The organism is Streptomyces sp. NBC_00094 (genome assembly GCF_026343125.1).
Classification (GTDB): domain Bacteria; phylum Actinomycetota; class Actinomycetes; order Streptomycetales; family Streptomycetaceae; genus Streptomyces.
Genome location: NZ_JAPEMB010000001.1, coordinates 5,608,081 through 5,625,220, shown reverse-complemented (window position 1 = coordinate 5,625,220; position 17,140 = coordinate 5,608,081). Strand labels below are relative to the sequence as shown.

The 17,140-nt window shown below is 71.5% G+C and carries 12 protein-coding genes; 7 read left to right on the top strand and 5 right to left on the bottom strand.

All coding sequences use genetic code 11. From position 1 onward, the window contains the following. Window positions 1-54 precede the first annotated feature (54 nt). Window positions 55-1,407, bottom strand: coding sequence for a cation:dicarboxylase symporter family transporter (locus OG580_RS25145; protein WP_267045929.1), 1,353 nt, complete (start codon window positions 1,405-1,407; stop codon window positions 55-57). Between the two features lie 196 nt (window positions 1,408-1,603). Between OG580_RS25145 and OG580_RS25140 the strand changes: the two genes are divergently transcribed. The 4 genes from OG580_RS25140 (at window position 1,604) to OG580_RS25125 (ending at window position 5,558) form a co-directional block, all read left to right on the top strand. Next, window positions 1,604-3,292, top strand: coding sequence for a sensor histidine kinase (locus OG580_RS25140; protein WP_267045928.1), 1,689 nt, complete (start codon window positions 1,604-1,606; stop codon window positions 3,290-3,292). Continuing rightward, window positions 3,289-3,984 carry a response regulator gene (locus OG580_RS25135; RefSeq protein WP_267045927.1) on the top strand — a complete coding sequence of 232 codons (696 nt, stop codon included), beginning with the start codon at window positions 3,289-3,291 and terminating at the stop codon, window positions 3,982-3,984. Before OG580_RS25140 ends, OG580_RS25135 begins: the two co-directional genes overlap by 4 nt. A gap of 167 nt (window positions 3,985-4,151) precedes the next feature. Continuing rightward, window positions 4,152-4,760 (top strand): helix-turn-helix transcriptional regulator, encoded by a 609-nt coding sequence (locus OG580_RS25130; RefSeq protein ID WP_267048117.1) that lies wholly within the window; start codon window positions 4,152-4,154, stop codon window positions 4,758-4,760. A gap of 57 nt (window positions 4,761-4,817) precedes the next feature. Further along, window positions 4,818-5,558 (top strand): tyrosine-protein phosphatase, encoded by a 741-nt coding sequence (locus tag OG580_RS25125; protein ID WP_267045926.1) that lies wholly within the window; start codon window positions 4,818-4,820, stop codon window positions 5,556-5,558. Here OG580_RS25125 and OG580_RS25120 read toward each other — a convergent pair whose 3' ends face one another. Then, the gene (locus tag OG580_RS25120; protein ID WP_267045925.1) at window positions 5,559-6,671 is read right to left on the bottom strand and encodes a helix-turn-helix transcriptional regulator; all 1,113 of its coding nucleotides are present in this window, start codon (window positions 6,669-6,671) and stop codon (window positions 5,559-5,561) included. It abuts the gene before it with no gap. A gap of 243 nt (window positions 6,672-6,914) precedes the next feature. After that, entirely contained in the window at window positions 6,915-7,940 is a 1,026-nt protein-coding gene (locus tag OG580_RS25115) for an ATP-dependent 6-phosphofructokinase (protein ID WP_267045924.1), read from the bottom strand. Window positions 7,941-8,237: 297 nt separating this feature from the next. On the opposite strand from OG580_RS25115, the gene pta reads away from it, so the two are divergent. From pta to pyk, 3 genes are all read left to right on the top strand, one after another. Beyond that, on the top strand, window positions 8,238-10,331 hold the full coding sequence (gene pta / locus OG580_RS25110) for a phosphate acetyltransferase (protein ID WP_267045923.1): 2,094 nt from the start codon (window positions 8,238-8,240) through the stop codon (window positions 10,329-10,331). After that, window positions 10,328-11,560 (top strand): acetate kinase, encoded by a 1,233-nt coding sequence (locus tag OG580_RS25105; protein WP_267045922.1) that lies wholly within the window; start codon window positions 10,328-10,330, stop codon window positions 11,558-11,560. The genes pta and OG580_RS25105 overlap by 4 nt, the downstream gene beginning before the upstream one ends. Window positions 11,561-11,642: 82 nt before the next feature. Next, window positions 11,643-13,073 (top strand): pyruvate kinase, encoded by a 1,431-nt coding sequence (pyk, locus tag OG580_RS25100; RefSeq protein ID WP_267045921.1) that lies wholly within the window; start codon window positions 11,643-11,645, stop codon window positions 13,071-13,073. A gap of 74 nt (window positions 13,074-13,147) precedes the next feature. Here pyk and OG580_RS25095 read toward each other — a convergent pair whose 3' ends face one another. Beyond that, complete coding sequence (locus tag OG580_RS25095; RefSeq protein ID WP_267045920.1) at window positions 13,148-13,378, bottom strand: hypothetical protein; 231 nt, start codon at window positions 13,376-13,378, stop codon at window positions 13,148-13,150. Window positions 13,379-13,391: 13 nt separating this feature from the next. Next, entirely contained in the window at window positions 13,392-17,090 is a 3,699-nt protein-coding gene (locus OG580_RS25090; RefSeq protein ID WP_267045919.1) for a DUF4951 domain-containing protein, read from the bottom strand. Window positions 17,091-17,140 lie beyond the last annotated feature (50 nt).

The window sequence follows — 17,140 nt, the reverse complement described above, 5'->3', positions numbered from 1 at the left end:
CGGGGCACGACGACCGCGAGGGTCGGGCGCCCGCGGGGTCGGGCGCCCGAGGGGTCAGACGCCCGCGCGGGCCTTCTCCTCGCCCTCCTCGGACCGCTGGTCCGGGACCGTGGCGGGGGCGTGGTCGTCGACGAGGGTCTTCTCGTCGAAGGGGAGATGCCCCGCGAGGACCTCCGCGACCCGCGCCTTGTCGATCTCCTTCGTCCAGGTGCCGACGAGGACGGTGGCGACGGCGTTGCCCGCGAAGTTGGTGAGGGCGCGGGCCTCGCTCATGAAACGGTCGATGCCGACGATCAGGCCCACCCCGTCGACCAGTTCGGGCCGGTGCGACTGGAGGCCGCCCGCGAGGGTCGCGAGGCCCGCGCCGGTGACGCCCGCCGCGCCCTTCGAGGCGATGATCATGAAGACGAGGAGCGAGATCTGCTCACCGAGCGAGAGCGGGTCCCCCATCGCCTCGGCGACGAAGAGCGAGGCCATCGTGAGGTAGATCGCGGTGCCGTCGAGGTTGAAGGAGTAGCCGGTCGGCACGGTGATGCCGACGACCGGCTTGCTGACGCCCAGGTGCTCCATCTTCGCGATGAGCCGCGGCAGGGCGGACTCCGAGGACGAGGTGGAGAGGATCAGCAGGAACTCGCGGCCCAGGTACTTCAGCAGGGTCCAGATGTTGATCCCGGCGACCAGCCGCAGGATCGTGCCGAGGACGACGAAGACGAACAGCCCGCAGGTCAGGTAGAAGCCGATCATGATGACGGCGAGGGACTTCAGGGCGTCGAGGCCGGTCGCCCCGACGACGGCGGCGATCGCACCGAAGGCACCGATCGGCGCGACCCACATGATCATGCCGAGGATGCGGAAGACGAGCCGCTGGATGTGGCCGATGCCGCGCAGCACCGGCTCCCCCGCGGCGCCCATCGCCTGGAGCGCGAAGCCGGCGAGCAGGGCGACGAGGAGGGTCTGCAGGACCTCGCCCTCGGTGAAGGCGGAGACGAGGGTGGTGGGGATGATCCCGAGGAGGAAGTCCGGCGTGGACTCGCTCGCGCCCTCGGCCTGCTTGGCGCCGGCCTCGGCGATCTCCTTGGTGAGGTGGAGGCCGGAACCGGGCTCCAGGAGGTTGCCGACGACCAGGCCGATCGCGAGTGCGACGGTCGACATCACGAGGAAGTAGCCGAGGGCGAGGCCGCCGACAGCGCCGACCTTCGCGGCCTTGCGGACCGATCCGACGCCGAGGACGATCGTGCAGAAGATGATCGGCGAGATCATCATCTTGATGAGGTTGACGAAGCCGGTGCCCAGCGGCTTGAGCTCGACGGCGACGCCCGGCGCCAGGAAGCCGACGGCGATGCCGAGCAGTACGGCGCCGATGACGGCCAGATACAGATAGTGGGTACGGTCCCGCCGTGCGGCCACGGGGTCCTCCTCATGCTGATGGGTGTCCACGTCCCGGTGGACTCCGCGACTATCCATCAGCCTGTGACCGGGGTCACCGTTGCGTACGTTTCGTTCACGACCGAAACATCCGACGGGTCCGAACGGCGCGAGCGGGAAGAGAACGATTCGGGAACGCAATGCCCCCGCGCAAATCCCGCCGTGCACACTTACCCGCATGCGTCTCCCCCGCCCCCACCCCCGCAGCCTGGCCGGCCAGCTCTTCGCGATGCAGGTCGTGCTCGTGGCCGTCGTCGTGGCGGGCTGCGCGATCTTCGCGTACGTCACGGACCGGGCGCAGGCCGAGGAGACCGCGCGGCGCCAGTCCACGGCGACCGCCGCGGCCGTCGCCGACTCCCCGTCCGTGGTCGCCGCGGCCCGCTCGGCCGACCCGACGGCAGTGCTCCAGCCGTACACGGAATCGCTGCGCCGGCACGCGGGCGTCGCCTTCGTGGTGATCATGGCGCCGGACGGGACCCGCTGGACGCACCCGGAACCGGCCCAGATCGGCCGGACGTACCTCGGCCACATCGAGGAGGCGGTACGGGGGCGGACCTTCTCCGAGACGCACCTCGGGGTGCTCGGCCCCTCCGTGCGGACGGTGGCACCCGTCTACGACGACGGCCGGATCGTCGCCCTCGTCAGCGCGGGCATCACGATCGAGAAGATCAGCGAGCAGGTACGGGAGCAGGTCACCGCCCTCCTCGGCATGGCGGGCGCGGCGCTCGCGCTGGGCGGCGCGGGGACGTACGTCGTCAACGCCCGGCTGCGCCGCCATACGCACGGCATGAACGCGTCGGAGCTGAGCCGGATGCACGACTACCACGAGGCCGCGCTGCACGCGGTGCGGGAAGGGCTCGTGATGCTCGACGGACGGCGGCGGATCGCCCTCATCAACGACGGGGCACGGGAGTTGCTCGGTCTGGACGACGGGGTCGTCGGCCGCCCCGCCGCCGAACTCGGCCTGCCCGCACCGCTGACGGGCGCGCTGCTCTCCGCGGAGCCGCGGGTGGACGAGACGCATCTGACGACCGACCGGGTGCTCGTGGTCAACACCCGCCCGGTGGTGGGCGGGGAGCGGCGCGGCACCGTCGTCACGCTCCGGGACCGTACGGAACTCCAGGCGTTGTCGGGTGAGTTGGACTCCGAGCGCGGGTTCACGGAGGCCCTGCGCTCGCAGGCCCACGAGGCGGCCAACCGGCTGCACACGGTGGTGTCGCTCATCGAACTGGACCGGGTGGCCGAGGCGGTGGAGTTCGCGACGGCGGAGCTGGAGCTCGCGCAGGCGCTCACCGACCGGGTCGTCGAAGCGGTCGGTGAACCCGTCCTCGCGGCGCTGCTGCTCGGGAAGGCGGCGCAGGCCAACGAGCGGGGCGTGGAGCTGGTGCTGACCGAGGAGAGCCGGATCGACGACGGGCGGGTGCCGGCGGCCCTGCCCTCCCGGGACCTGGTCACGATCCTGGGCAACCTCATCGACAACGCCGTCGAGGCGGCGGGCGGGACCCCGCACGCGCGCGTGACGGTGACGGTCGCGGCCCGGACGGGCGACGGCGAGCTGCTGCTCCGCGTCGGGGACAGCGGCCCCGGCGTCCGCCCGGCCGACCGGGAGGCGGTCCTGGGCCGTGGCTGGTCGACCCGCGGCCCGGGCCGGGGCCTCGGCCTCGCCCTGGTGGGGCAGGCGGTCTCCCGTGCCTCCGGGACGCTGACCCTGTCGGAGGCTCCCGAGGGCGGCGCGGAGTTCACCGTACGTCTGCCGCTGCCCGTATCCCTGCCCACGCCCGGGCCCGTACCCGTACTCCTGCCCCTTCCCCGTGAGGGCGGCCCGGGGTCGACGGCGCCCGCCACCGGTTCCGAGGTGACCCCGTGAGCACGAGCCCGCTCCGCGTCCTCGTCGTCGAGGACGACCCCGTCGCCGCCGACGCCCACGCGCTCTACGCCGGGCGGGTCGAGGGCTTCACCGTCGTCGGTGTCGCCCACTCCCGGGCCGCCGCCGTGCGGGTGCTGGACCGGACGCCGGTCGATCTGATCCTGCTCGACCTCTACCTGCCCGACGGCCACGGCCTCCAGCTCCTGCGCGCGCTCCGCGCCGCCGGGCACTCCGCCGACGTGATCGCCGTGACCTCCGCCCGCGACCTGGCGGTCGTCCGCGAGGGCGTGTCCCTCGGGGTCGTCCAGTACGTCCTGAAGCCCTTCGCCTTCGCGACGCTCCGGGACCGGCTCGCCCGGTACGCCGAGTTCCGGGCGTCCGCCGGGGAGGCCTCCGGGCAGGACGAGGTCGACCGGGCGCTCGCCACCCTCCGGGCCCCGCACCCCGCCGCCCTGCCGAAGGGACTGAGCGGCCCGACCCTGGAGGCGGTCACCCGTACCCTCCGGTCCACCCCGGCCGGGCTCACCGCCGCCGAGGCCGGCGCGGCGGTCGGGATCTCCCGGATCACCGCCCGCCGCTATCTGGAACACCTCGTGACCGAGGGCCGGGCCGTGCGCGCCCCCCAGTACGGGCAGATCGGGCGGCCCGAGCTCCAGTACCGCTGGCTCGACGGAAGGCCGCGCGGCCACTGAGCGGTTCCCCGCTCATTACTGATCGGTTCCCACGTTCCTACGACCTCGCAGGTTGGGCGAACGAACCGTAGCCAACCGTCACCCTCCGCCCCTACCGTGGCCAAGTGCACCAACCCTCTCCCCCCTTCAACGCCCTGGCCGCGCGCCGGCTGCGCGAAGGCCTCGGCATGGCCCCGGGTCATGTCGCCTACGGCTTGCGCGCCCAGTACGGCCTGCTCGTCACCCCCGACACGGTCGTCGCCTGGGAGCGCGGCCGCATCCGCCCGACCGAGCAGGAGCTCACCGCCCTCGCCGGCGTGCTGTGGTGTGCTCCCGCCGAGCTGATCGCCGCCGCCTCGACCCTGCGCGAGCACCGGCTCGCCCGCGGGCTCGCCCCCGAGGAGCTGGCCCGGCGGGTCGGTGTGGCGGCCCACGCGTACCAGCGGATGGAGGACGAGGGCCGCTGGCGCGGCACCGAACGCCAGACGGCCGCCCTCGCGGAGCTCCTCGGCCTCGGCCCGCGCGCGCTCATCACGGCGACCGGCGGCGACGAGAGCCTCGCCGAGCTGCTGCGCGACGCCGCCACCACCCGCTGGCAGGCCTACGTGAAACCGGCCGTGAAGATGGTGCCGCTGCCCAAGCGGACCCTGGAACCGGCGCTGCAGCAGCTGCACACGGAGTACCACGCGCGGATGGCGGCGACCAGCAGCTGGGGCGCCTCGGCGGCGACGGGCGACGAGGGGCGCGCGTACCTGGAGGAGATCACCGGACACTTCTGGGCGGCGGTGGGTCTGTAGCCACCGGGCCGACAGGCTGACAGGCCGACGGCCCTGGTGGGGCCGTAGATTGACGCCGTGAGACGACACATACCCTTCGAACGACTTCACAACTTCCGTGACCTGGGCGGCTATCGGACCGCCGACGGCGGGACCGTGCGGTGGGAGACCCTCTACCGTTCCGACTCCCTGGCCAAGCTCACCGGAGCCGGTCCGGACGACCTCGCCCGCTTCCGCGCGCTCCGCGTGGCCACCGTGATCGACCTGCGCTACCCGTGGGAGATCGACGCCAAGGGCCGCCTGCCGGAGACCGAGGAGGTCTCCTGGCACAACCTGTCCATCGAGCACCGGCCGTACGACCAGGCGGAGATCGACCCGGACCTCGACCCGTGGCGCTACCTCGCCGACCGGTTCGCCGAGGTCGCCGAGGACGGCGCGGTGGAACTCCGTACGGCCCTGGAGGTCATCGCCGCGGCCGACGCTCCGCTCGTCTTCCACTGCGCCTCCGGCAAGGACCGCACCGGTCTCCTCGCGGCCGTCGTCCTCGCGCTCCTGGACGTCCCGGACGAGGAGATCCTCGCGGACTTCGCGCTCACCGAGCTGGCCACGGAGCGGCTGATCGCCGACTGGCGGGCGACGCACCCGGGCCGCGAGCTGCGCTGGCCGGGGTACGGCCGGGCGCCGGCCGAGATCATCCGGCTGTTCCTCGCGGACCTGCGCGCGCGGTACGGCTCGGTGTACGGGTACGTCACCGGCCATGTCGGGCTCGACCCGGCGGTGGTGACGACGCTCAGGGCCCGGCTGGTCGACCCCGCCTGATCAGCTCCGCCGGTCGAAGCTGAAGAGCTGACCGGCCGCGTCGGGCGCGCAGGGGGCCTGGGCCAGTCGTGCCCAGGCCGCCTCGCGGTCGCCGACGACCGTGACGCAGCTGCCGGGTGTCGCGGAGCCCGCCGGAACGATGCGGTAGCCCTCGACGGGGGTGCCGTACGGCTCCAGGGCGAACTCCTCGACCCGGCTCGGGTCGCCGCACTCGGAGTCCTCGTAGGCGGCGTCGGGTATCCGGCCGCCGGAGGGTATGCCGGAGCAGCCGGGGCCGTAGTCCGGGTGGTCCGAAAGGATTCTCCACCGGCCGCCGCCCGCCTCCTCCAGCCCGTACGACGGCACCTTCGCGTCGGGGCACGGCACCTGGTGGATCTGCCCGGTGCGGGAGCCGCGCCGCTCGCCGAGGCAGAGGTCGGGGCCGATGACCCGGATGCGTACGTCCCCGGCGGCGGGGGCGGTGAGCGTACGGGGCGGGTGCGCGCCGTGGCCGTCCCGCAGGAAGGCGACGACACTGACGCCGGCGAGCACGAGACCGGCCAGCGCGACCGTCGCGACGAGTCCGCGCCCTATCCGGGACCGGGGCCCCGGCCGGGGCTCGGGCGCGTCCTCCGGGGGCTCGTCCGGATCCCGCGGCCAGACGACCGACGGACCGGGGGCGGGGCTGGGGGCAGGGCCGGGGCTGGGCGCGGGGGCGGTGTCGGGGGCGGGGGCAGTGCCGTCCACCTCCGCGTCCCCCTCCGCTTCTGCCTCCGCACCCACCTCCGCCTCTGCCTCCGCACCCGCACCCGCACCCGCCGGGTGCCCGTCGACCGGCGCGTACACCCCCCGTACCGCGAGCTCCCTCCGTACCGCCTGCCACTCCTCCAGGTCACTCGGTCCCACCCCGCACGCGCGGACGAAGGTGGTGAGGAGCTCCTCGCGGGGGACGGTGGCGCGGGCCAGCATGTTCGCCACGGTGGACCGGGGCAGGACCTCGCCGTGTGTCTCCGCCCGGGCCGACAGCTCGCGGTAGGTCAGACCCGACCAGTCCTTCAGGGCCTGGAGGCGCGCGAGGAACTCCGCGGTGTTCCGTGCTTCCCTCGGGTCCGGTGCCCGTTCGCCCGGCGTCATCCGTCTCTCCCCTTCCGCCGGACAGAGTTGGGACATGTCCGGGACAAGCCCCAAGCCTTGTTGATCTCGGGCTCCGGCTCAAGAGTGGAGCTCGGCATTTCCGGTGGGCGATGCCGGACGGACGAGTGGCCCCGACCCTCCACGGGGGGAAGGTCGGGGCCACTCGGGTGCGTGCGGGTCCCGGAGCGGATCCGGGACGGGTCGGGACGGAAGTCCCGACCGGGGGGACGGTCGGAGGTCCGGTCAGAAGACCGACTCGGCCTCGCGCATCCGGTCCTCCGGGACCGTCTTCAGCTGCGTCACGGCCTCGGCCAGCGGCACCATCTCGACGTTCGTGCCGCGCAGCGCCGTCATCCGGCCGAAGTCGCCGCGGTGCGCCGCCTCCACCGCGTGCCAGCCGAAGCGGGTGGCGAGCACCCGGTCGTACGCGGTCGGCGTGCCGCCGCGCTGGACGTGGCCGAGGATGACCGGGCGGGCCTCCTTGCCGAGGCGCCGCTCCAGCTCGACGGCGAGCTGGTTGCCGATGCCCTGGAAGCGCTCGTGACCGAACTGGTCGATCTCGCCCTTCTTGTACTCCATCGAGCCCTCGGCCGGATGGGCGCCCTCGGCGACGCAGATGACGGCGAACTTCTTGCCGCGCGCGAAGCGCTCCTCGACCATCTTGACGAGGTCGTCCACCTGGAAGGGGCGCTCGGGGAGGCAGATGCCGTGCGCGCCGCCGGCCATGCCGGACTCCAGCGCGATCCAGCCGGCGTGGCGGCCCATCACCTCGACGACCATCACCCGCTGGTGGGACTCGGCGGTGGTCTTCAGCCGGTCCATGGCCTCGGTGGCGACACCGACGGCGGTGTCGAAGCCGAAGGTGCGGTCCGTGGAGGAGATGTCGTTGTCGATCGTCTTCGGGACGCCGACGACGGGCATGCCCGCGTCGGAGAGCATCCGGGCGGCGGTCAGCGTGCCCTCACCGCCGATCGGGATGAGGACGTCGATGCCGTACTGCCTGGCCAGGTCGGGGGCCGACTCGGCGGCCTCGGCCAGCCGGTTGCGCTCCAGTCGCGCGGAGCCGAGGATCGTGCCGCCGCGGGCGAGGATGCCGCTGACGTTGTTGAGGTCGAGGGGCCGGTAGTGGCCGTCGAGGAGGCCCTTGAACCCGTCCTCGAAGCCGATCACTTCGTCGTCGTGGCCGGTCAGCGCCCGGTGCACGACCGACCGGATCACTGCGTTCAGGCCGGGGCAGTCGCCGCCTGCGGTGAGAACTCCGATGCGCATCGTGCTGTGTCTCCTGCTCGGTCGCGGTCCAGATGAGCCGTCGCAATTCTCACACGCCGGACCTGACGGACATGCTCGTCGCCTCTCCGCGCGTCCCTCCCGGCGCCCCGTGGAGGCCTTTCGTCCCGGGGCTCCAGGCCCTTCGTCCGGCGGGCGATTTAGCTATTGGCGGGAGTATTGTCAAGGGGGTAATGCCGCTCTATCGGGGCTTTCCGAGGGCCCGCGATTGACGAAAGGGCCGCGCTGGTGCCCGAGGCACCGCCGCCCGTTCCCCAGGACTGGACAGGAGACCACGGCGTGACGCGCAGCGTGTACGTGACCGGGATCGACCGCGGTGACGGCCGCCAGGTCGTCGAGCTGGGAGTCATGGAGCTCCTGACCCGCCAGGTGGACCGGGTGGGGGTGTTCCGGCCCCTGGTGCACGACGGTCCCGACCGGCTCTTCGACCTGCTGCGGGCCCGCTACCGGCTCTCGCAGGACCCCTCGACGGTCTACGGCATGGACTATCACGAGGCCTCCGACCTCCAGGCCGAGCGGGGCACCGACGAGCTGGTCTCCCAGCTGGTCGACCGCTTCCACGCCGTGGCCCGCGACTACGAGGTCGTCCTCGTCCTCGGCACCGACTTCGCGGCCACGCAGCTCCCCGACGAGCTCGCGCTCAACGCCCGCCTCGCCAACGAGTTCGGTGCCTCCGTCATCCCGGTGGTCGGCGGCAAGGGTCAGCCGTCGGAGTCCGTACGGGCCGAGGCCCGCAACGCCTTCCGGGCCTACGACGGGCTCGGCTGCGACGTGCTCGCGCTGGTCGTCAACCGGGTGGCGGGCGAGGACCGGGAGGTCATCGCCGAGCGGCTCTCCGCCCGGCTTCCGGTGCCCTGTTACGTCCTGCCGGACGAGCCGGCGCTCGCCGCGCCCACCGTCTCCCAGATCACCCACGCGCTGGGCGCCTCCGTGGTCCTCGGCGACGACCAGGGCCTCGCGCGGGACGCCATGGACTTCGTCTTCGGCGGCGCGATGCTGCCGAACGTCCTCAACGCGCTGACCCCCGGCTGTCTCGTCGTCACCCCCGGGGACCGGGCCGACGTGGTCGTCGGCGTGCTCGCCGCGCACTCGGCCGGCACCCCGCCCATCGCCGGCGTGCTGCTCACGCTCAACGAGCGGCCCGGCAAGGAGATCCTGACCCTGGCGGCCCGGCTCGCGCCCGGCACCCCGGTGATCTCCGTGGCCGACAACAGCTTCCCCACCGCGGCCGAACTCTTCTCCCTGGAAGGGAAGCTGAACGCCGCCACCCCGCGCAAGGCGGAGACCGCCCTCGGCCTCTTCGAGCGGCACGTGGACACCTCCGACCTCCTGAAGCGGGTCTCGGTCGCCCGCAGCGGCCGGGTCACCCCGATGATGTTCGAGCACGAACTCCTCGAACAGGCGCGCGCCGACCGGCGCCGGGTCGTGCTCCCGGAGGGCACCGAGGAGCGTGTGCTGCGCGCGGCCGACGTGCTGATCCGTCGTGACGTCTGCGACCTGACCCTGCTCGGCGACGTCGAGGTCATCCGCAGGAAGGCCGCCGAGCTGAGCGTGGACCTCGGTGACACGCAGCTGATCGACCCGCAGACCTCGGAGCTGCGCGACGCGTTCGCCGAGAAGTACGCGGCGCTCCGCGCCCACAAGGGCGTCACCGTCGAGCTCGCGTACGACGTGGTCGCGGACGTCAACTACTTCGGCACGCTGATGGTGGAGGAGGGCCTGGCCGACGGCATGGTCTCCGGCTCGGTGCACTCCACCGCCGCGACGATCCGCCCGGCCTTCGAGATCATCAAGACGAAGCCGGACGCCTCGATCGTCTCCTCGGTCTTCTTCATGTGCCTCGCCGACAAGGTGCTCGTCTACGGCGACTGCGCGGTCAACCCGGACCCGAACGCCGAGCAGCTCGCGGACATCGCCGCCCAGTCGGCGGCCACCGCGGCCCGCTTCGGCGTGGAGCCGCGGATCGCGATGCTCTCGTACTCCACCGGCACCTCCGGCTCCGGCGCCGACGTCGACAAGGTGCGGGAGGCGACGAAGCTGGTCCGCGAGGCGCATCCGGAGCTGCGGATCGAGGGCCCGATCCAGTACGACGCGGCCGTCGAGCCCTCCGTCGCGGCGACGAAGCTGCCGGAGTCGGAGGTGGCCGGGCAGGCGACCGTGCTGATCTTCCCCGACCTCAACACCGGCAACAACACCTACAAGGCCGTGCAGCGTTCGGCCGGCGCCGTGGCCGTCGGCCCGGTGCTCCAGGGTCTGCGCAAGCCCGTGAACGACCTCTCGCGCGGCGCGCTCGTCAGCGACATCGTCAACACGGTCGCCATCACGGCGATCCAGTCCCAGGTTCCCTCCCAGGGTCAGGAGCTCTCCGCATGACCGGCACCCCCACCCGTGTCCTCGTCCTCAACTCCGGCTCGTCCTCGGTCAAGTACCAGCTCCTCGACATGGCGGACGGCAGCCGGCTCGCGGTCGGTCTGGTGGAGCGGATCGGCGAGGAGACCTCCCGTCTGGTGCACACCCCGCTGCAGGGCGGCGGAGGGGAGAAGCGCGAGAAGGACGGGCCGATCGCCGACCACGCGGCGGCGCTGAAGGCGGTCGCCGAGGAGCTGGCGGCGGACGGCCTCGGCCTGGACTCCCCCGAACTGGCCGCGATCGGTCACCGGGTGGTGCACGGCGGGCTGCGGTTCACCCAGCCGACGGTGATCGACGACGAGGTGCTCGCGGAGATCGAGCGGCTCGTGCCGGTGGCGCCGCTGCACAATCCGGCGAACCTCACCGGCATCCGTACCGCGATGACGCTCCGCCCGGACCTGCCGCAGGTGGCGGTCTTCGACACGGCCTTCCACACGACGATGCCGGAGTCCGCGGCGCGGTACGCGATCGACGTCGAGACGGCCGACGCGTACCGGATCCGTCGGTACGGCTTCCACGGCACCTCGCACGCGTACGTCTCGCGCGAGACGGCGAAGCTGCTCGGCAAGGCGCCCGAGGAGGTGAACGTGATCGTGCTGCACCTGGGCAACGGGGCCTCCGCCTCGGCGGTGGCGGGCGGGCGGTGCGTGGACACCTCGATGGGGCTCACGCCGCTGGAGGGCCTGGTCATGGGTACCCGCTCGGGCGACATCGACCCGGCGGTCACCTTCCACCTCAAGCGGGTGGCGGGCATGTCGGCCGACGAGATCGACGTGCTCCTGAACAAGAGGTCCGGCCTGGTCGGACTCTGCGGCGACAACGACATGCGGGAGATCCGGCGCCGGGTGGACGAGGGCGATCCGGCGGCGGCCCTCGCCTTCGAGATCTACATCCACCGGCTGAAGAAGTACATCGGCGCCTACTACGCGGTGCTCGGCCGGGTGGACGCGGTGGTGTTCACGGCGGGGGTCGGCGAGAACGCGGCCCCGGTGCGGGAGGCTGCGATCGCGGGCCTGGAGGAGCTGGGGCTCGCCGTGGACGCGGACCTCAACTCCGTCCGTTCCGACGAGGCGCGGCTGATCTCTCCGAACTACGCGCGGGTGGCGGTCGCGGTGGTGCCGACGGACGAGGAGCTCGAGATCGCACGGCAGAGTTTCGCGCTCGTTCAGAGCTCATGGAGCTCGAACGAGTGAACGCTTGAGCGGGCCCGCGCCCATTTGTACTTTCCGCCAGTCGGAATATTCCGCAGTGAAACAAACCGATAGGATCCGCCTCATGCGCCGTTCCAAAATCGTCTGCACGCTGGGCCCCGCCGTCGACTCGTATGAGCAGCTGAAGGCTCTCATCGAGGCCGGTATGAACGTGGCCCGATTCAACTTCAGCCACGGTTCCCAGGCCGAGCACCAGGAGCGGTACGACCGCGTCCGGCAGGTCTCCGCGGACACCGGCCGCGCCGTCGGCGTCCTCGCCGACCTCCAGGGCCCCAAGATCCGCCTCGAGACCTTCGCCGAGGGCCCGGTCGAGCTGGTGCGCGGTGACGAGTTCACCATCACCACCGAGGACGTCCCCGGTGACAAGTCCATCTGCGGCACCACCTACAAGGGCCTGCCCGGAGACGTCTCCAAGGGCGACCAGGTCCTGATCAACGACGGCAACGTCGAGCTGCGGGTCGTCGAGGTCGACGGCCCCCGCGTCAAGACGATCGTCGTCGAGGGCGGGGTCATCTCCGACCACAAGGGCATCAACCTGCCCGGCGCGGCCGTCAACGTCCCCGCGCTGTCGGAGAAGGACGTCGACGACCTCCGCTTCGCGCTCCGCATGGGCTGCGACATGGTCGCCCTCTCGTTCGTCCGCGACGCCAACGACGTCAAGGACGTCCACAAGGTGATGGACGAGGAGGGCCGCCGCGTCCCCGTCATCGCCAAGGTCGAGAAGCCGCAGGCCGTCGAGAACATGGAGGCCGTCGTCGCGGCCTTCGACGCGGTCATGGTGGCCCGTGGCGACCTCGCCGTCGAGTACCCGCTGGAGCGGGTCCCGATGGTGCAGAAGCGTCTCGTCGAGATGTGCCGCCGCAACGCCAAGCCGGTCATCGTCGCCACCCAGATGATGGAGTCGATGATCACCAACTCCCGTCCGACCCGCGCCGAGGCGAGCGACGTCGCCAACGCGATCCTGGACGGCGCGGACGCGGTCATGCTGTCCGCCGAGTCCTCGGTCGGCGCCTACCCGATCGAGACCGTGAAGACGATGTCGAAGATCGTCAGCGCGGCCGAGGAGGAGCTGCTCTCCAAGGGCCTCCAGCCCCTGGTCCCGGGCAAGAAGCCGCGCACCCAGGGCGGCTCCGTCGCCCGTGCCGCCTGCGAGATCGCCGACTTCCTGGGCGGCAAGGCGCTGATCGCCTTCACCCAGTCCGGCGACACCGCCCGCCGCCTCTCCCGCTACCGCGTGCAGCAGCCGATCCTCGCCTTCACGACGGACGAGAACACCCGTAACCAGCTCACCCTGAGCTGGGGCGTCGAGTCCTTCCTCGTCCCGTTCGTGGAGACCACGGACGCGATGGTCGACCTCGTGGACGCCGAGCTCCTCAAGCTCCAGCGCCACAGCGAGGGCGACACCATGGTCATCACGGCCGGCTCGCCCCCCGGCGTCCCCGGCACCACGAACATGGTCCGCGTCCACCACCTCGGTGGCGGCGAGCGCGACTGACGTCCCGCCCGAAGCGAACGGCCGTGGGCCGCACCCCTGGAAGGGGGTGCGGCCCACGGCCGTATGACCGGGGGTCAGGTCGTCACCTCCACCCCCTCGGAGTTCCAGGCACGCGCGTATCCGGTGCCACGGGCCCCGATCGTCACCATGGTCGGACCATAGTCGATGTCACCGGCGATGTCCCCGGGAGCGACGGGCGGCCATTCGACGTCGATGTGCTCCCCGACGGAGAGCTCGTACTCCATCCCCGAGGGTTCGAACTGTACGGTGAGCGGCGCGTCGGCCGCGGTTACTCGAAATCTCATCTGCCTGCTCCGCCTACCAATTCTTGAGGATGTACTCCATGAGGTCTGCCCGGAACCCGGCGCTGGGGTTCTGCGGCGTGACCTTCCGTACCTGGTCGTAGTACGTGAAGACAGTCTGGATCTGAGCCTTCGTGAAGCCAGCCCCCTTGACCTTGGCGACATGCGCCGCGTTCATCAGGCCCAGGTTCTCGGCCTTGTTCGCCCAGAGAACACCCTTGCCCAGGCCACCGACGGTCGTGCCGTGTGCGTTCGCAATCACGACCACCGCCTCCAGTTCTGCCTTCACCGCAGCGGCCGTCTTCGCGGAACGCACCGTACCGTTCGCCGCCGTGGCGCTGAGGCCGCTCGTCGTGGCCGCGTTCACGGCCTCGGCCGCACCCGACCCCGCGAGCACCGACGCCCTGATTGTCCTGATCAGCTTCGCCGCGATCCCGATTACCGTGGGAGCGACGATCGCCGCGGCCCAGAGGCAGCCGGAGATCTCGTGGTTCCAGCAGTCCACGAAGTCCTGGACCAGACCGCGCGCCATACCTTCGAGCGCGGCCATGGTCAGGTCGTACCCACTGATGTGCTCGGTGCGCGTCTCGCGTACGTCGATCGGAGCCTGGTCGACGTACTGCACTTCGAGGTCCCCGACGCACTCCGCAAGCGAGGTGTCCGGGAACGGGCACAACACGACGAAGAACAGCATCGTGCCGGTGACGTGATAGTCGACCTGGTAGTCGCAGCCGTTCGTGCCGGTGCAGAACCCGTCGGACTCGGCGGTGGACGATACCCCGTAGGGGACTCCTAGCACGTCTGCCGCACCAAGGGGACCGCCCTCGCCCGACAGCTTGACGCGATCCTCCTCGTACGTGTTGTCCTGCGTCCGGCTCGCCGCGGCCTGCGCCTCGTCCGCAGACTCCTGCGCGCGGACGGCCGCGCCCTCGGCCGTGGTCGCGTCGCTCTCCGCCTGGGTCGCGACGTCATTGGCCGTGCTGGCGTCATTCTCTGCGGCCGTCGCCGAAGCGCGGGCCGCTGATGCGTCCTGCTCCGCCGCCGTTGCGGAGGCGTCCGCTTGGGCGGCGTAGTCGCCGGCCGAGTCTGCCGCCGCCTGCGCCGCTTCGGCGTCGGTCTTCGCCCGGCTGTGGTACTCCTCCGTTTTGGCCTGGGACTTCTTGGCAGCCTCGGCCGAAGCCGCCGCGGCGTTGGCCGAGCTCTGAGCTGCGGCCGCGGACTTCGTCGCGTTCGCCGCGTGCTCCGCGGCGCGCGCCGCGGCCTCGGCAGCCGCCTTCGCGTCTGCACTCGCCTGCGCGGCGAGGTCCTTGGCCTTGGCCGCCGCCACGGCCGCCTGGTCGGACTTTGCCTGCGCCAGTTCGGCCTGCTGCTGGGCGAACGTCTTGGACGCCTGTCCGGTGAGCACAGCGAGGCCCGCCGAGGTATCAGTCTCCTTGTACGGGGAGCCGAGTTCGATGGCGTCGTTGGCCGGCTTGATCACCTGGGCCGCCGAGTCACGCGCGGCCACCGCGGCCTGCGCCGTGGCGTAGGCGAACCCGGCGGCCCGAACCGACTCGGCAACGGCCGCCGTGGCCTCCTGCCGCGCGACAGCTGCGTGCCCCTTGGCCTCCGCCGCCTTCTCCCGGGCCTCGGCTGACAGCGCCCTGGCGGTGATCGCGTTCCACTTCGCCTTGTCCGCCGCGTCGATGGCGTCGGCAGCGGCAGCCGTAGCCTTCTTCATCGCAGCCTCAGTGATGGCGACATCCCGCTTAGCGCCGTCGGCCGCGGCCTGCGCCCGCTTCGCCGCCGCGTCGGCACGGGTGGCCGCCGCACGGGCGTTGGAGGCGGCTGTGGTGGCCGCGTCCGCCGCGGCACGGGCGTTCACGGCGGCGGTACCGGCGGCGTCGGCCGCGGCCCGTGCCTCGGTCGCGGCAGCACGGGAGGCGGCCGCGTTCTCCGAACTCGCGTCGGCGTCCGCCTGCGCTTCCAGCGCGTAGGCCTTGGCATCCAGTGCGGCCCGCCTGCCTTCGGCAGCGAGCGCGTTGTCTCGCGCCTCGGCGGCCCTCTTCTCTGCGGCGAGCGCCTCGTCCTTGTTGGTGACCGCCGTTGAGGCGGCGGACTGGGCCGCAGCGAGCTTGTCGGCGGCGACCTGGCGCTCGGCATCCGCCTTCGACTTCGCGGTGGCCGCCTTGGCGCGCTCAGTGTCCGCCAGTTCCTTCTGGGACTTGGCGTAGTCGCGTTCGGCCTCGGCCTGCTCCCGCTTAGCCGTGGCGTCGTCCGCGGCGGTCTTGGCCTCCGCCTCTGCCGCGGCGGCCCTGGCCTGCGCTTCCTTGGCCTTCGCCGCGTTGTCCGCTGCCTGCTTCGCCTGCACGGCCGCGCCGTCGGCGGCAGCCTTGGCCTGTGCCTCGGCCTCCTCGGCTGCCTTGCGACGGAAGTCGGCCTTGGCCGCGTGCGCCTGGGTCATCGCCAGTGCGGCCAGCGTCTTGGCGTCGGCAGCCGATGCGCGGGTGGCGTTGAGCGCGGTCTCGGTGGCCTTCGTCGCGGCCTTGGCCGCAGCGGCGGACGCCTTGGTGATCTGCGCCGCCTGCTGGCCGTATATCAGGCCCCGGCCGCGCGGCAGACCGGCCGCGTCGGCGATCGTGTACGCCGCGGCCAGCGCCGTGTCGACCTTCGCCACCTGGGCGTTGGCATCGACCATGGCCCGGCTGGCGACGTAGAGACGGCCACCGGCCCGGCCCTGCGCGTACTGAATACGCTTGTCTATCTCGGCGAACTCTGCCGCCGTCGGGTAGTCGGGCGAACCGGGCGCCTTCGTCGTCCAGTAGCCCCGCCACTCGGCAAGACGGCTCGCAATCATGGACTGGCCGAGGGCCTCTCCCATGGCCTGGGTCGCCGTCTGGAGGGCCTTGTTGGCCTGGGCCTCCGCGGCGAGGATCGTGTCACGCTGGGTCCGCTGCCCCGCGAGCTCCTGCTGCCATTCGAGAGACGCAGTGGCCACCTCGGGCCCGAGAACGTTGTGCGGGTCCGGCGGATTGTGGCTGGTGCAGGAGGCGAATCGCGACTTGAGGTTCTCGACGTCGACACGGAACTCCATCGAGTCCGGCTCGGGTGCGCTAGTCGGGAAGCCGCCGTACTGAAAGACGAGACGCACGTCGTCGGCATAGGGCAAGAGGTGACTGGGGAAGTTCATGCTGCCCCACGCAGCCAGGTCCTTGGAATCTTCGTACCGGTCAGGTGAGTACCTGGCGTTGATGACCCCGGCTGCCGCGTCCGCGGTCTCCTGGCTCACGCGAGGCGTCACGTCCTCGTAGAACTCGCTCTCACTCCTCCAGAACTGGTCTGCGATCCAGCCAGCGAAACCTGTCTGGGAGAAGATGTCATCCTCATCATCGCCTGGGTAGCCCGGCGCATCGTTCTGATAGCCAGGGACATCCCACATCGTGGGGAAGGAAAGCTCATCTCCCCATACTCGTGATCTGGCGGTGAGTTCATCAGATTTGGCTAGGGAATAGGCCCAGTCCTTGTCATGGGCTAGGGCCAGCGGTGTCGCCTCCCAGTACCTTTCCGAGGCAGCCGCATGCAGTTGCTCGTCAGTTCCAGCCAATCCGTTCCTCGCAACGGCCTTCATCTCCGTGCCACCCTTGCGGAGCACGTAGTTAAGCCGGCACTGGTCCGTGCGAACCTTGGCCGCCTCCATCAAGTCGAAGCCGGCGGGAATGTCCTCAGCCAAGGCCACGGATCGGATGTTGAGGGGAACCGGCTGCTGAAGCCCGCTTCCGGAGGCCA

What these genes read in the sequence shown, in the direction of transcription:
- OG580_RS25140 (WP_267045928.1), top strand. Translation starts at nt 1,604, where the DNA reads ATGCGTCTCCCCCGCCCCCACCCCCGCAGCCTGGCCGGCCAGCTCTTC.
- OG580_RS25130 (WP_267048117.1), top strand. Translation starts at nt 4,152, where the DNA reads ATGGCCCCGGGTCATGTCGCCTACGGCTTGCGCGCCCAGTACGGCCTG.
- OG580_RS25120 (WP_267045925.1), bottom strand. Translation starts at nt 6,671, where the DNA reads ATGACGCCGGGCGAACGGGCACCGGACCCGAGGGAAGCACGGAACACC.
- OG580_RS25115 (WP_267045924.1), bottom strand. Translation starts at nt 7,940, where the DNA reads ATGCGCATCGGAGTTCTCACCGCAGGCGGCGACTGCCCCGGCCTGAAC.
- OG580_RS25105 (WP_267045922.1), top strand. Translation starts at nt 10,328, where the DNA reads ATGACCGGCACCCCCACCCGTGTCCTCGTCCTCAACTCCGGCTCGTCC.
- pyk (WP_267045921.1), top strand. Translation starts at nt 11,643, where the DNA reads ATGCGCCGTTCCAAAATCGTCTGCACGCTGGGCCCCGCCGTCGACTCG.
- OG580_RS25095 (WP_267045920.1), bottom strand. Translation starts at nt 13,378, where the DNA reads ATGAGATTTCGAGTAACCGCGGCCGACGCGCCGCTCACCGTACAGTTC.